This window comes from Streptococcus sp. FSL L8-0526, assembly GCF_038007145.1.
GTDB lineage: Bacteria > Bacillota > Bacilli > Lactobacillales > Streptococcaceae > Streptococcus > Streptococcus thermophilus.
This window is the reverse complement of record NZ_JBBOWP010000001.1, coordinates 48,179-62,968: the sequence shown is the minus strand read 5'-3', so window position 1 is coordinate 62,968 and position 14,790 is coordinate 48,179. Positions and strand designations below refer to the sequence as shown.

The 14,790-nt window shown below is 40.4% G+C and carries 15 protein-coding genes; 11 read left to right on the top strand and 4 right to left on the bottom strand.

The window, feature by feature from the left end:
• Nucleotides 1-46: 46 nt before the first annotated feature.
• Nucleotides 47-628, bottom strand: coding sequence for a VanZ family protein (locus NSQ85_RS00305; protein WP_179972548.1), 582 nt, complete (start codon nt 626-628; stop codon nt 47-49).
• A gap of 282 nt (nt 629-910) precedes the next feature.
• On the opposite strand from NSQ85_RS00305, the gene NSQ85_RS00300 reads away from it, so the two are divergent.
• The 3 genes from NSQ85_RS00300 (at nt 911) to NSQ85_RS00290 (ending at nt 3,205) form a co-directional block, all read left to right on the top strand.
• Nucleotides 911-1,270, top strand: coding sequence for a hypothetical protein (locus NSQ85_RS00300; RefSeq protein WP_232086218.1), 360 nt, complete (start codon nt 911-913; stop codon nt 1,268-1,270).
• Between the two features lie 235 nt (nt 1,271-1,505).
• Nucleotides 1,506-2,699 (top strand): SEC10/PgrA surface exclusion domain-containing protein, encoded by a 1,194-nt coding sequence (locus tag NSQ85_RS00295; RefSeq protein ID WP_232087348.1) that lies wholly within the window; start codon nt 1,506-1,508, stop codon nt 2,697-2,699.
• A gap of 125 nt (nt 2,700-2,824) precedes the next feature.
• On the top strand, nt 2,825-3,205 hold the full coding sequence (locus NSQ85_RS00290; protein WP_232087349.1) for an LPXTG cell wall anchor domain-containing protein: 381 nt from the start codon (nt 2,825-2,827) through the stop codon (nt 3,203-3,205).
• An 86-nt stretch (nt 3,206-3,291) separates the two neighbouring features.
• Here NSQ85_RS00290 and NSQ85_RS00285 read toward each other — a convergent pair whose 3' ends face one another.
• Nucleotides 3,292-4,032 carry an amino acid ABC transporter ATP-binding protein gene (locus NSQ85_RS00285; protein WP_179974180.1) on the bottom strand — a complete coding sequence of 247 codons (741 nt, stop codon included), beginning with the start codon at nt 4,030-4,032 and terminating at the stop codon, nt 3,292-3,294.
• Nucleotides 4,032-5,582 carry an ABC transporter substrate-binding protein/permease gene (locus NSQ85_RS00280; RefSeq protein ID WP_011680665.1) on the bottom strand — a complete coding sequence of 517 codons (1,551 nt, stop codon included), beginning with the start codon at nt 5,580-5,582 and terminating at the stop codon, nt 4,032-4,034. Before NSQ85_RS00280 ends, NSQ85_RS00285 begins: the two co-directional genes overlap by 1 nt.
• 203 nt (nt 5,583-5,785) lie before the next feature.
• Between NSQ85_RS00280 and NSQ85_RS00275 the strand changes: the two genes are divergently transcribed.
• Complete coding sequence (locus tag NSQ85_RS00275; protein ID WP_011680666.1) at nt 5,786-6,640, top strand: undecaprenyl-diphosphate phosphatase; 855 nt, start codon at nt 5,786-5,788, stop codon at nt 6,638-6,640.
• 51 nt (nt 6,641-6,691) lie between these two features.
• On the opposite strand, the gene NSQ85_RS00270 is transcribed toward NSQ85_RS00275, so the two are convergent.
• A complete protein-coding gene (locus NSQ85_RS00270) occupies nt 6,692-6,982 on the bottom strand; it encodes a DUF3021 family protein (protein ID WP_232087380.1) in 291 nt (96 codons plus the stop codon).
• Between the two features lie 294 nt (nt 6,983-7,276).
• Between NSQ85_RS00270 and mecA the strand changes: the two genes are divergently transcribed.
• The 7 genes from mecA (at nt 7,277) to sufB (ending at nt 14,621) form a co-directional block, all read left to right on the top strand.
• Nucleotides 7,277-8,026, top strand: coding sequence for an adaptor protein MecA (mecA, locus tag NSQ85_RS00265; RefSeq protein WP_100273348.1), 750 nt, complete (start codon nt 7,277-7,279; stop codon nt 8,024-8,026).
• A gap of 3 nt (nt 8,027-8,029) precedes the next feature.
• The gene (locus tag NSQ85_RS00260; protein WP_014607894.1) at nt 8,030-9,187 is read left to right on the top strand and encodes a glycosyltransferase family 4 protein; all 1,158 of its coding nucleotides are present in this window, start codon (nt 8,030-8,032) and stop codon (nt 9,185-9,187) included.
• Nucleotides 9,188-9,346: 159 nt separating this feature from the next.
• A complete protein-coding gene (gene sufC / locus NSQ85_RS00255; RefSeq protein WP_002947634.1) occupies nt 9,347-10,117 on the top strand; it encodes a Fe-S cluster assembly ATPase SufC in 771 nt (256 codons plus the stop codon).
• A 36-nt stretch (nt 10,118-10,153) separates the two neighbouring features.
• Complete coding sequence (gene sufD / locus NSQ85_RS00250; protein ID WP_179974182.1) at nt 10,154-11,416, top strand: Fe-S cluster assembly protein SufD; 1,263 nt, start codon at nt 10,154-10,156, stop codon at nt 11,414-11,416.
• A 53-nt stretch (nt 11,417-11,469) separates the two neighbouring features.
• Nucleotides 11,470-12,702, top strand: a complete 1,233-nt coding sequence (locus tag NSQ85_RS00245) for a cysteine desulfurase (RefSeq protein WP_179974183.1) — start codon at nt 11,470-11,472, stop codon at nt 12,700-12,702.
• A complete protein-coding gene (gene sufU / locus NSQ85_RS00240; RefSeq protein WP_179972555.1) occupies nt 12,689-13,123 on the top strand; it encodes a Fe-S cluster assembly sulfur transfer protein SufU in 435 nt (144 codons plus the stop codon). Before NSQ85_RS00245 ends, sufU begins: the two co-directional genes overlap by 14 nt.
• A 79-nt stretch (nt 13,124-13,202) precedes the next feature.
• Nucleotides 13,203-14,621, top strand: coding sequence for a Fe-S cluster assembly protein SufB (sufB, locus tag NSQ85_RS00235; RefSeq protein WP_179972556.1), 1,419 nt, complete (start codon nt 13,203-13,205; stop codon nt 14,619-14,621).
• Nucleotides 14,622-14,790 lie beyond the last annotated feature (169 nt).

Sequence of the window (14,790 nt, the reverse complement as noted above, 5' to 3'; positions counted from 1 at the left end):
AAAAGTGCCCTAACGAAACCTCCAGATTTAAGTTCTGGAGGCTTTTCTATGTTAAAATTTTTTTGATTAATGTTTGAAACTGAGGGAGTTGATGAATTGCAGTCCCGACAAGGAGCCCTAACATATTTAAGACGATATCTCCTAAATCAAATATTCCAAGATGTCCAAAGTATTGGATGGATTCGACGGAGAAAAGGGCGATAAGACAGAGTAGGAGATTACTCATTTGGGAAGAAAAGAGGAGTCCTAGGGGGATGAACATTAATAGGTTCATGATGGGAACAAAGTGGCTACCCCAGTATAGTTCCTGAGCGAAGGAAAGAGGACTAAGGGATAGCCCTTGGATGCCGATGTTTTTCAAGAAAAGTAGGTAGAAGAGAGAAAGAAAGTAAATGAAGTAAAGTAGGAGAAGTGTTTGTTTTTTTATTTTCCTAGTGAGAAGGAGTTTCAAAAAAGCGTAGATGAAGTACCCTAATAAAATAATAATGACTAGGTTTAGGAAAACTTGGAAGTAGGGACCGTAATGGGCGATATAATGAACATATTGTTCCAGATGTCCTCTGTAAAACCAGTAAGACAAGCCAAGTGAGATGATTCTTAGTAGGATGTTACTCAATACTTTTTCCACTTTTCCCTTTCTTTTACATATGATGAGTACACATTATATCAAAAAATGTTTAAAGAAAGTTAAAAACTGTAACGAAGATTTTATAGAATAGGTGGGTAGGGCAAAATCAAAGGCTAAAAAGGGACTTTGAAACAGAAATTCTACTTTTGACTAACAATTTCTGTAAGCAGACTATGAAACCTTATAAAATAATTAAATTTTAAAAATTAGAAGATAGTATCCTGCCTTAATACTGTTAAAATATTATATAGTAGTGATTTTTAATAAAAAGTAGTTCGTCTTATGAATAAAAAGGTTTTGGCGATAGCTGGAATTGCAGCACTTGCAGTTTCAGCTTCAGTTGCTAAAGCTGATGAGGTAACGACAAATGATCAAATCTTAACAACAGCATCAGTATTATCGACAGCTACACAAGCTATCCCAACTCAATCACAAGTAGAAACGGCTAAGGAACAAGCAAATGCTGCAAGTCAAGCGGTATCGCATCAAGAGTTAGTAGTCGCTAATCACGAAGAGACTATCAATCATGCTAAAGCAAACTTAGCGACTGCAGATGCTAACTTGCAAAAGGCACAAACAGCAGCCGATGAAGCAAGTCTAGAAGCTATTGCTGTAGCTCAAGGTCAAGTTATCCAGCGCTGAAAATGAGGCTAACGAAGCTAAGACAGCAGTAGCGACCGCTCAATCAGCAGAAAAACTGCCAAAGATGTAGCAGACAAACAACAAGCTGTAGTTAATGCGAATCCAGCTAATGTTAATACTAAAGCAACTGAAGTTGCTGACACTCAAAAATCAGTAGATGTAGCAAAAACAGCACTTAATCGTTCTAGTGCTTCTGAGGTAGCTTCTATCCAATCTAAAGCACAATCAGATTTTGATGATGCAACTGCAGCTGAGCAAAAAGCCCAAGAAGAATTGGCAGTCGCTCAGGCAGCTTATAAGGAAAAAACTACTGCTATTTTATCTAAAGAAGGTCAATTGGCTGCAGATCAATCAAAATGCTGCTAACCAAGCTAAAGCAGCCTATGAAACTGCTCAAACAGTAGCGAATGAAAAGGCAGTCGCTCTTGCTACTGAAGCAGCTAAGAAAAAAACAGAAGCTTCAACAACTAATATTCGCCAAAGATTCACAGTATCATCAGAGTACATCAGTGCTCTTAAGATTTATGAGTCAAAAACATCAACTGCAGAAGAAAAAGTTCAAGCTGAACAAACCTTGAAGGATGTTAACAAACGTGATTGTGAAAACAATAAGTACCAAGATAATGAGGAAGATAAAAACTTTACAATCAGCGACTTGAACAAGCTTAGCGAAGCTCAAATTACAGATTTGTCATTGTATGCTTCAAGCCTGATTAACCAAATCCGTTCAGCTTTTGGTACAACTGAAACGTCTGTATCAAAGGGGAGTGTTATTGCAGCAGACCGTGTTACAGATGGCTATGTGGCAGATAACTGGGGTTGGGAATCTATTAGTAACCGTAGACACGATAGTGCCACTCTTGACCGTGCTGGTAAGTCATTTCATACTGTAAGTATTGGTGAAAACCTTAATACTTGGCAAGGTTTGACAGGACCATTTACTCTTAACAAGATTAAGGAGTATATCTATGAAGTTATGCTTGACTTCATGTTTAATGGTCAGGAGTGGAACCACGACCGTTCTATTGTTGGACTTACATCTGACGGTGGCGAAACATACATTGGTACTGATCTCAGTGTAGTTGCTGGTGCCTTTAATGTCCACGTAAACAATATCAATGAAAATTCTATTTCTTTTGATAGTAGTTTTGACACAACTAAGATTGCTAACCCATATATAGGTAGCCAATCTCAGCCATCTTCAAATGCAAATCTAGCAGCTCCAAAAGTAGCTTATGAAACTGCTAAGCAAGCTAACAATCAAGCTCAAAGTGACTTGGATAGCAAGAAAGTTGCTTCTGAATCAGCAATTCTGAAACTTAAAAAGACTCAATCAGAACTTACAGCTCTTAAAGCGGCTGCAAGCAAGTTGGCAGCTGCTCAGACTAACCTTTCTAAAAAACAAGCAGCCTTGAAACAAGCTAACTAAGCTTTGGCTTCTCCTAAGAATCATGTGGTCGCCCTTACAAATGCTTCAGCTAACCTAGCTAAGCTAAAGAAGAACGTGCAACAGCCTTTGCTAAACTTACTGCTGCGAAAGATGCATTTTCAACTGTGCGTGCAAAACTTATTGAATTGTCAGCTAAACGTGATAAATTGACGAGCAAATACACGACTGTTCAAACTACCTTTGATAACTATATGAAAGCTAAGGAAGACAAAGAACGTCAAACACAATTGGCTAAAGAGTTTGCTAAAATCATATCTAAAGGTCTTACACCAGTACCAATTTATAACGTAGATGGTAAAGTTGTTGCTCTCACAACACAAGAAAAAGCCACTCAAACAAACGTTGAAAAACAAGTACCTGTTCAAGAAGTATACAGCTTGCCAGAAACAGGTGTGGTAACTGTAGTAGGACTTGCCTTTTTAGGTCTTTTTATGACACTATTGGCCTTTCTTGGTTTTGTCGACAGACATACACGTCGTAACTAAGCAAATAGAGACAAAAAACGGCAGTTGCCGTTTCTTATATCAGAGAATCTAAAAAAGTTAAGGCCGAAACCTTAACTTTTTCGTTTTTAACCCAAGAAACGTTTGAGGAATTCCTTGGTACGTTCTTCTTTAGGATTTTCAAAGATTTGTTCTGGGCTACCTTGTTCAGCGATTACCCCTTTATCCATGAAGATGACACGGTCTGAAACATCGCGTGCGAACTCCATTTCATGGGTAACGATAATCATGGTCAACCCGGTTCCAGATAGCTCCTGCATGGTCTTGAGTACTTCCCCTACCATTTCTGGGTCAAGGGCAGAAGTTGGCTCGTCAAAGAGGATGGCTTCTGGGTCAACAGAGAGGGCACGAGCAATCGCCACACGTTGTTTTTGGCCCCCTGAAAGTTGTTTTGGTTTAGCTTTCCAGTATTGTTCCCCCATACCAACTTTCTCTAAGTTAGCTTTGGCGATACTCTCGGCTTCTTTACGGTCACGTTTGAGAACAGTTGTTTGAGCTACGATAGCATTTTCCAAGACATTAAGGTTTTCAAAGAGGTTGAAGGATTGGAACACCATACCGAGTCTCTCACGATAGGTAGTGAGATCATAACCTTTTTCAAGGACGTTATCCCCATGATAGAGGATTTCACCACCTGAAGGTGATTCGAGTAGGTTAATAGAGCGAAGGAAGGTTGATTTTCCTGAACCTGAAGAACCAATAATTGAGATAACCTCCCCCCTTTTGACACTGAGGGAGATATCTTTGAGAACTTCGTTTTTTCCGTATGATTTTTTGAGGTTTTTGATTTCTAAAATCGTCTCAGTCATTAGTGAACCCCTCCTCCTTGTGTGTAAGTATCTTGATCCAAACGGCGTTCTACATAACGCAAGATACGAGTTACTGTGAAAGTAAGAACAAAGTAGATTGCTGCAATAACAAAGAATGTTTGGAAGTATTGGTAAGTTTGGGTTGCAACAGTGTTCCCTGCGAAGTAAAGTTCCACGACAGAGATAACATTCAACACAGAGGTATCTTTAATATTAATGACGAACTCATTACCAGTGGCTGGCAAGATGTTACGGATAACCTGTGGAAGAACAATCTTGCGCATGGTTTGACCGTGGGTAAAACCAAGAGCAGTAGCAGCTTCGAATTGCCCCTTATCAACAGCGAAGATACCACCACGAACAATTTCACTCATGTAGGCTCCGGTGTTAATAGAAACAATGAATATAGCTGCCAGTGTACGGTCAATATTGATGCCAAAAGCTTGGGCAGTACCGTAATAGATAACCATAGATTGTACAATCATTGGTGTACCACGGAAAACTTCGATATAAACGTTAAGAAACCAACCGAAGATTTTTTGGAGCAAGGCTACAAATTTATTAGCAGCCTTAGGAGCTGTACGGTAAACACCAATCATAAGACCGATAAAAGTTCCGACAACAGTACCGATAATGGAGATAAGAAGTGTCATTGCTGTACCACGCAAGAATTGTGGCCAGTTTTTAGCAATAATAGTAGTCACTTGGCTAAAGAAGTTTCCTTTTTTAGCTTCATCAGTCTTATCTGCAGGTTGAATGTCAATGATGTGATCCATCAGTTTGACACGCTTTTCTTGGCTGATACCAGCAAGAACCTTATTGACTTGTTCCATTTGCTGGTTGTCTCCTTTACGAAGACCGACAGCCAAGGAAACATCATCGTCTGATACCTGGAAGCCGCCATCTTTAAGTGAAATCATCTTATATTTTGAGCTAGCCTTTTCAGCAGTGCGTGCTTCTGGTCGCTCTGAGACATAACCATCGATGATACCAGATGCAAGGGCTTGCCGCATCGCACCGAAGTCCCCCATGGCAGTTTGTTTGTTCACATTTGGAATCTGATCAATCAAGTTGTAGAGGTAAACTCCTTGTTGAGCTGTGATTTTAGCATTCTTGAAATCCTTGACGCTCTTAGCCTTGGCGTAATTGCCATCAGAGCTAACAACTATAACAGGTTCACTACGGTAGTAGCTATCTGAAAAGTCAATTTCTTGACGACGTTCAGCTGTTGGACTCATACCTGCGATAATCATATCAATCTTGCCAGAAGTGAGGGCAGGAATCAAACCTGTCCAAGCTGTTTTGACCACCAAGGGTTTCTTACCTTGGGCTTCAGCGATTTTTTTAGCGATTTGCACGTCATAACCGTTGGCATACTGTTTAGTACCTTCTATTGGAATGGCTCCGTTTGAGTTATCATCCTGTGTCCAGTTGAAAGGTGCATAGGCAGCTTCCATACCAACACGGAGATACTCGTCTGCTTGAGCGCTTGATACTCCGCCAAAAACGAGGAGGAGAGCCGCAAAGCAGGCTACAATAATTTTTTTCATTGAAACAATGTCTCCTATAAAAATCTCATTCCTTACTATTTTACAGGAAATTGAGACTGATGACAATAAGCTGATGCTAGAAAAAAACTGTATATCAGGATTATCTTTAAATACAGTTGCTAATTTGATATAATGGGGAGTATGATTTGGAGTCTTACTCGCTATTGATGTGATAAGTCTAACATTTAAAAACGGAGATAATAATGCAAACGGCACAGTATATTATTGAATTACTAAAGGCAGTCTTTCTTGGGATTGTCGAAGGAATAACTGAGTGGTTACCCATCTCATCAACAGGTCATTTGATCTTGGTTAATGAATTCTTGAACTTAAGACAAAGTAAAGATTTCATTGATATGTTTAATATCGTTATCCAGCTTGGGGCTATTTTAGCAGTTATGGTCATTTACTTTAAACGTTTGAATCCCTTTCAACCTGGTAAAACAGCACGTGAAGTGCAGTTGACTTGGCAACTTTGGCTCAAGGTGGTCATTGCTTGTATTCCCTCAGCCTTCTTTGGTCTTCTTTTAGATGATTGGATGGAGGCCCACCTCAGTAATTTCTTTGTAGTAGCTATCATGTTGGTGGTCTACGGGATTGCCTTTATTTGGATTGAGGACCGCAATCGACGTGTAGAGCCTAAGGTAACGGACTTGGCACGTATGTCTTACAAGACCGCTTTCTATATTGGTCTTTTCCAAGTCTTGAGTATCATTCCAGGGACTAGTCGTTCAGGTGCTACTATTCTTGGGGGAATCATCGTTGGTACTAGTCGTAGCGTAGCAGCTGACTTTACCTTCTTCCTTGCTATTCCAACGATGTTTGGTTATAGTGGGCTTAAGGCAGTTAAGTATTTTATTGATGGGAACACCTTGACTGGTGGACAAGCGGCCATTCTATTGGTAGCTAGTGTGACAGCCTTTCTTGTCAGCCTATTTGTGATTCGCTTCTTGATGAACTATATTAAGAAACACGATTTCACTGTTTTTGGAAAATACCGTATCGTACTCGGTATCATTGTGCTTTTCTATGGAGCTGTCAAACTTATTTTTGGATAAAAAATTGAAAGGATTTCGATTGAAGTCCTTTTTATCTGGTTTAGAGATTAGTTATTGAGAAGTTTTCCAAAGATAAGATAAGCTAGTGTCTAAAGAACTAGTCCGCAAGTTAGGAAACCGGAAAGGATTTTCAATAAGTCTACAATCGTTATGCAAGGGATGCCATCCGGAAAAACAGAGGATTGGAAGGATGGTAACATACAAGGTCGAGAAGTGGAGGAGTGATTGTTGTCTGAATGTCAAATGATTATCGTCGTAAATGGGTGCAGTTGCCAGTATAGTGGCAAGGATTAATCCTGTAAGAAAGGTAGATTTGTTTACTTGATAAGGTTTTCCTGACAAGTAGAGAAAGAGCGTCAAAAAACTCGTTATTCTTACAGTATTGCTAGTTCGAAGTCATCCTTTTTTATAGGCAGTCATGGTTGTTACCTCCAACCATATATCCACTATATATCCACTTTTATTTTACTCTTTTCTAGGATAGCTGACAGCAATAAATAGGAAAATTCAAGTCTTTGCTAGTATTAGAGAATTTTAAAAAAAGCTTCCTAAAATAAGACCTAAACTTGTTCAGAAATTGCTATCTCTTTGTTTTTCTAGTATAATGAAATAACTACTCGTGCGAGGTTTTTACATATGGAAATGAAACAAATAAGCGAGACAACTCTAAAAATCATGATTACCATGGAAGATCTTGAAGAACATGGTATGGAGCTGAAAGATTTCTTGATTCCCCAGGAAAAAACAGAGGAATTTTTCTATACTGTCATGGATGAGTTGGACTTACCTGATAACTTTAAAAATAGTGGGATGTTGAGCTTCCGTGTCACGCCACGAAAGGATCGTGTGGATGTTTTTGTGACTAAATCAGATCTTAAGGAAGACCTTGATTTCAATGATTTGTCAGATATGGAAGACTATTCAGGACTTTCTCCAGAAGAATTCCTCAAAGCTCTTGAAGATAACTTTATGGATAAGGGAGATATTGAAGCCCACCATAAGCTCGAAGAGCTTGAAAAGACCTTGAAAGAGGTTGATGAGACTATGACAGATCCGGCTAAGGAAGTGGCTGAGGAAACTATTCGTGAAGATTATACTCACTATGTCTTGGCTTTCTCTGACTTTGATCAAGTAGTGACCTTTGCGCAAGGTTTGAAGAATGTGTCAGTGGAGGGTTCTGAACTTTATAAACTTGGTGATGTCTACTATATGACTATCCTTCTTTACTTGGCTGATGAGCCTGATTATTACGCGAACAATATGTATGCGCGTTTTCTTGAATATGCGAATGTGGCAGACCGAACACGTCCCTATCTACAAGAGCATGCAACAATCTTGATGGAAGAGGACGCCTTACCGGTATTACAAGCAACGAAATGGAGCTAAGACATGCCTTGGACCATTAATTATATTTTTGTCTTGATTGGGACCTTTTTGATTGCCATTGTGGGAACCCCACTGGTTCGCTCTTTGGCCTTTCGAGTCGGAGCAGTTGATAATCCAAATGCAAGACGTATCAATAAAAAGCCAATGCCGAGTGCTGGTGGTCTAGCTATTTTCTTGGCTTTTGTACTGGCGACCTTGGTATTTATGCCTATGATTATTCAGAAGGATGTCTGGCATATTTCTTATTTTAGATACATCCTACCGGTTGTTGTGGGTGGTGCTATTGTGGTATTGACAGGTTTCATTGATGATATCTTTGAATTAAAACCTTTGCCTAAGATGCTCGGTATTGTTATCGGGGCTGTCATTGTTTGGGCTTTTACGGATTTTCGATTTGATAGCTTTAAGATACCTTTTGGCGGTCCCGTGATTCAATTTGGTCCAGTCTTGACCTTGATTCTAACAGTGTTATGGATTGCTGCTATCACCAATGCCATTAATCTGATTGATGGTTTGGATGGATTGGTTGGAGGAGTTTCTATCATTTCCCTGATGACTATGGGGGTGATTTCTTATTTCTTCCTCTATGATACTGATATTTTCTTGAACTTGACCATTTTTGTCTTAGTGGCTGCCATTATAGGCTTTTTCCCTTACAATTATCATCCAGCGATTATCTATCTAGGTGATACAGGGGCGCTCTTTATTGGCTTTATGATAGGTGTCTTGTCATTGCAAGGGCTGAAAAATGCGACAGCAGTAGCTATTTTGTCGCCTGTTATTATCCTGGGGGTGCCTATTACTGATACGGTGGTGGCTATTGTCCGCCGTAAGTTGTCAGGGCGCCCAGCCATGGAGGCTGACAAGATGCACTTGCATCATCGCCTTTTAGCTATGGGGTTCACTCATCGAGGAGCAGTTCTGGTGGTTTATGCCATCGCTACTCTCTTTTCATTGATTGCCCTCTTGTTGAATGTTTCCAGTCGTCTTGGTGGTATCCTTCTGCTCTTGAGTCTACTTTTAGGGATGGAAATTCTGATTGAAGGGCTCGAGATTTGGGGCATTGGTCGAACACCTCTCTTTAACTTCCTGAAATTTATCGGGAACAGTGATTATCGTCAAGCAATCATGTTGAAATGGAAGCAAGGTCGAAAAAAATAAACATTTGAAAAGCCAAGCAATGGCTTTTTTGTTATAATAATTCTAATTAGGGAAAATGGAAGTTCTCTTTTTATTTTCCGGAAAATAGTTTTGCTATTTTCAAAAAATAATGCAATTAGCGAGTACATGCTCGCTGTATATATGGAAAAGGGGTATACAATGTCTGTACTTGAAATCAAAAATCTTCATGTTTCTGTTGAAGATAAAGAAATCTTGAAGGGTCTTAATTTGACTCTTAAAACTGGTGAGATTGCTGCTATTATGGGTCCTAACGGAACTGGTAAATCTACCCTTTCGGCTGCTATCATGGGTAACCCAAATTATGAAATCACAGAAGGAGACATCCTTTTTGATGGTGAAAGCATCCTTGACTTAGAAGTTGATGAACGTGCACGCCTAGGTCTTTTTCTTGCTATGCAATACCCAGCTGAAATCCCAGGGATTACAAATGCTGAGTTTATCCGTGCGGCTATGAATGCTGGTAAAGAAGATGATGAAAAGATTTCTGTCCTTGATTTCATCACTAAATTGGATGAAAAGATGGAATTACTTGGTATGCGTGAAGAAATGGCTGAGCGTTACCTTAACGAAGGTTTCTCAGGTGGTGAGAAGAAACGTAACGAAATTCTTCAGTTGCTTATGTTGGAACCTAAGTTTGCTCTTCTTGATGAGATTGACTCAGGTCTTGATATTGATGCTCTTAAAGTGGTTTCAAAAGGGGTTAACGCTATGCGTGGCGAAGGCTTTGGTGCTATGATTATCACTCACTACCAACGTCTCTTGAACTACATCACTCCAGATGTTGTACACGTAATGATGGAAGGTCAAGTGGTTCTTTCAGGTGGTCCTGAATTGGCTGCCCGTCTTGAGCAAGAAGGTTATGCGAAAATCGCTGAAGAGCTCGGTTACGAGTACCACGAAGAAGCCTAAGTCTGTTACTCGAAATAACTAGAAAAGGAGTAACCTATGTCAAAAGAATCTATTATCGCTTTTTCACAAGCAAAAGCAGAGCCACTCTGGTTGCAAGATCTTCGTCAAGCAGCGTTTGATAAGCTTGACAGTTTGGCTCTTCCGAAAATTGAGCGTGTTAAATTCCACCGTTGGAATCTAGGCGATGGAACGATTGCTGAAAATGAATCATCAGCAAATGTGCCTGACTTTACAGCGCTTGGAAACAATCCTAAATTGGTCCAAGTAGGAACAAATACTGTCCTTGAACAATTGCCATCTGACTTGATTAACCAAGGTCTTGTCTTCACAGACCTTGCAACAGCTCTTGAAGAAATCCCAGAAGTCGTGGAAGCCTTCTTTGGTAAGGCTGTGGCCTACGATGAGGACAAATTAGCAGCCTATAACTATGCCTATTTCAATAGTGCAGCAGTCCTTTATGTACCAGATAATGTTGAAATTGACTTGCCAGTTGAGAGCTATTTCTACCAAGATGGTGATTCATCTGTTCCATTTAATAAACATGTTTTGATTGTAGCGGGTAAAAACAGTAAATTGACTTATCTTGAGCGTTTTGAAACGCTAGGTGAGGCTACTGAAAAAGCTAGTGCCAACATTTCTGTGGAAGTTATTGCACAAGACGGTGCTCAAGTTAAGTTTGCGGCTATTGACCGTTTAGGTGAAAATGTCACAACTTATATCAGCCGTCGTGGTCGTATTGGTCGTGATGCAAGCATTGACTGGGCTCTCGGAATCATGAACGAGGGTAATGTTATTGCTGACTTTGATAGCGACTTGATTGGCAATGGAAGTCATGCCAATCTTAAAGTTATTGGTCTGTCATCAGGTCGCCAAGTTCAGGGGATTGACACTCGTGTGACTAACTATGGTAACAACTCTGTGGGACATATCTTACAACATGGCGTTATCTTGGAGCGTGGTACCTTGACTTTCAATGGTATTGGTCACATTGTCAAGGGTGCTAAGGGTGCCGATGCACAACAAGAAAGCCGCGTTCTTATGCTTTCTGATAAGGCCCGTTCAGACGCTAACCCAATCCTTTTGATTGATGAAAACGAAGTTACAGCAGGACACGCTGCTTCAATCGGTCAGGTGGATCCAGAGGATATGTACTACCTCATGAGTCGTGGACTTGATCAAGAGACTGCAGAACGCTTGGTTATTCGCGGTTTCTTGGGAGCAGTTATCACTGAAATCCCAGTTAAGGAAGTGCGTGACGAGATGATTTCTGTAACTGATACAAAACTAAACAAACGTTAAGAACTATCAACGCAGATAGTCTAACCGATGATATATCTAGATAGGGAGATAAGATGTCAGCTCTAGATGCCTATAAGATTCGACAAGATTTTGCCATCTTAGATCGGGTAGTCAATGATGAACCTTTGGTATACTTGGATAATGCAGCGACGACTCAGAAACCTCAAGTAGTTTTGGACACCCTCATGGCCTACTATCGTGAGGAGAATGCTAATGTGCACCGTGGCGTGCACACTTTGGCAGAGCGTGCCACAGCTGCTTACGAAGCTAGTCGTGAAAAAATTCGCCAGTTTATTAATGCCAAATCAACTAAAGAGATTCTCTTTACACGTGGAACGACAACTGGTCTTAACTGGGTTGGTCGTTTTGCAGAGCAGGTTCTTGAGCCAGGAGATGAGGTGGTTATTTCAATTATGGAACACCACTCTAATATCATCCCTTGGCAGGAAGCTTGTAAGAACGCGGGGGCTAAACTTGTTTATGCTTACTTGAAAGATGGTCAGTTGGATATGGAAGACTTGGTCAATAAGATTAGTGAAAAGACAAAATTTGTCAGTCTGGCTCAGGTTTCTAACGTTTTAGGTTGCATCAATCCTGTTAAAGAGATTGCACAAATGGCTCACCGAGTTGGCGCCTATATGGTAGTGGATGGTGCCCAATCTGCACCCCACATGGCTATTGATGTTCAGGATTTGGATTGTGATTTCTTCATCCTTTCTGGGCATAAGATGTTAGGCCCAACAGGAATTGGCGTTCTATATGGAAAAGAAAAGATTCTCAACCAGATGAATCCTATCGAATTTGGTGGTGAGATGATTGATTTCGTTTATGAACAAGAAGCCACTTGGAAGGAACTGCCTTGGAAATTTGAGGCTGGTACACCTAACATTGCGGGAGCTATTGCACTTGGTACTGCTGTGGACTACCTCTCTGCTTTAGGTATGGAAAATGTTCATGCTTATGAGCAAGAGTTGGTAGACTATGTCTTGCCTAAGCTTCAAGCGATTGAGGGATTGACGGTATATGGGCCAGAAGATTCTGGCAAACATGCGGGTGTTATCGCCTTTAATATTAATGGACTTCATCCTCATGATGTGGCGACTGCCCTTGACTATGAAGGGGTGGCGGTTCGTGCGGGTCACCACTGTGCTCAACCTTTAATTAATCATTTAGGTATTTCATCGGCTGCCCGTGCAAGTTTCTACATTTACAATACTAAAGAGGATTGTGACAAGCTGGTAGAGGCAATTCTTGCGACGAAGGAGTTTTTCAATGGCACTCTCTAGACTAGATAGTTTATATATGGCTGTTGTGTCGGATCACTCTAAGAGCCCTCATCATCACGGTGTTCTACCTAATGTGGAGCAACTTCAACTGAATAATCCGACATGTGGAGATGTTATCAATCTGTCAGTTAAATTTGATGGTGATATGATTGAAGACATCGCCTTTGCTGGTGATGGTTGTACCATTTCGACAGCCTCATCAAGTATGATGACGGATGCGGTTATCGGTAAAACCAAGGCAGAGGCTTTAGAACTAGCAGAAATTTTCTCTCTTATGATTCAAGGGGATCATAAAGTGGATGAGGATAAGTTAGGTGAGGCCAAGCTCTTGGCGGGGGTTTCTAAATTTCCACAACGTATCAAATGTGCAACGCTCTCTTGGAATGCCCTTAAAAAGGCTATAGAGAGAAGTGAGCTCTAGGAAGCAATGGAGTAATTATCCTCCTTGCTAAAGTCTTAAATAAAGAAAATTAATCAAACCTTTAATAAAGGAAAATACTATGACTGAAACAAATGAAAAAGTAGAACCAAGACCCATTGATCTTGGGGAATATAAATACGGTTTCCATGATGATGTGACACCAGTCTTTTCAACAGGAAAAGGAATCAGTGAAGATGTGGTCCGTGCCATGTCTGCTGAAAAAGGGGAGCCTGAGTGGATGCTTGAATTCCGCTTGAAATCATTAGAAACCTTTAACAAAATGGCTATGCCAGAGTGGGGGCCAGACCTTTCTGGTATTAACTTTGATGATCTGACTTATTTCCAAAAGGCATCAGAAAAACCTGCTCGTGACTGGGAAGATGTTCCTGAGAAAATCAAGGAAACTTTTGAACGTATTGGTATTCCAGAAGCAGAACGTGCCTATCTTGCTGGAGCCTCAGCTCAGTATGAGTCAGAAGTGGTTTACCACAATATGAAAGAAGAGTATGACAAGTTGGGTATTATCTTTACAGATACAGATTCAGCACTTAAAGAGCATCCAGAACTCTTTAAGAAGTACTTCTCAAAACTGGTTCCGCCAACAGATAACAAATTTGCGGCCCTTAACTCTGCCTTCTGGTCAGGTGGTACCTTTATTTATGTACCAAAAGGCGTTAAGGTAGATATTCCGCTTCAAACCTACTTCCGTATTAACAACGAAGCAACTGCTCAATTTGAACGTACTCTTATTATCGTTGATGAAGGTGCCAGCGTTCACTATGTTGAAGGTTGTACAGCGCCTACATACACAACGGCAAGCCTTCATGCGGCCATCGTTGAAATCTTTGCACTTGATGGTGCCTACATGCGCTACTCAACTATTCAAAACTGGTCAGATAACGTCTACAACTTGGTAACTAAACGTGCTACGGCTAAGAAAAACGCAACTGTTGAGTGGATTGATGGTAACCTGGGTGCTGAAGTAACCATGAAGTATCCATCTGTTTACCTTGATGGTGAAGGTGCACGTGGTACCATGCTTTCAATTGCCTTTGCTAATGCTGGTCAACACCAAGATACAGGGGCTAAGATGATTCACAATGCACCGCATACATCATCATCTATTGTTTCTAAATCAATTGCTCGTAATGGTGGTAAGGTTGACTATCGTGGACAAGTAACCTTCAACAAGAATTCCAAGAAATCAGTATCTCACATCGAATGTGACACTATCTTGATGGATGACTTATCTAAATCAGATACTATCCCATTCAACGAAATCCACAATTCACAAGTTGCGCTTGAACACGAAGCTAAAGTTTCTAAGATTTCTGAAGAACAGCTCTACTACCTCATGAGCCGTGGGCTTTCAGAACAAGAAGCAACTGAAATGATTGTCATGGGATTTGTGGAACCATTTACCAAAGAACTTCCAATGGAATATGCTGTTGAGCTTAACCGCTTGATTAGCTATGAAATGGAAGGATCAGTTGGGTAAGCAGTAAGTTTGTGTAAAAATACAGAGTAAACTGAGAAATTGGTTCAAAATACTATAAGGTTAAGATATATTTCTTAGCCTTTTTGTTTGGATTGATTGTAAAATATTTATGTGTAGTGGACAAAAGCTATAGATGCGTCATTTTTTGGATATTTCGAGTCTTTTTCGA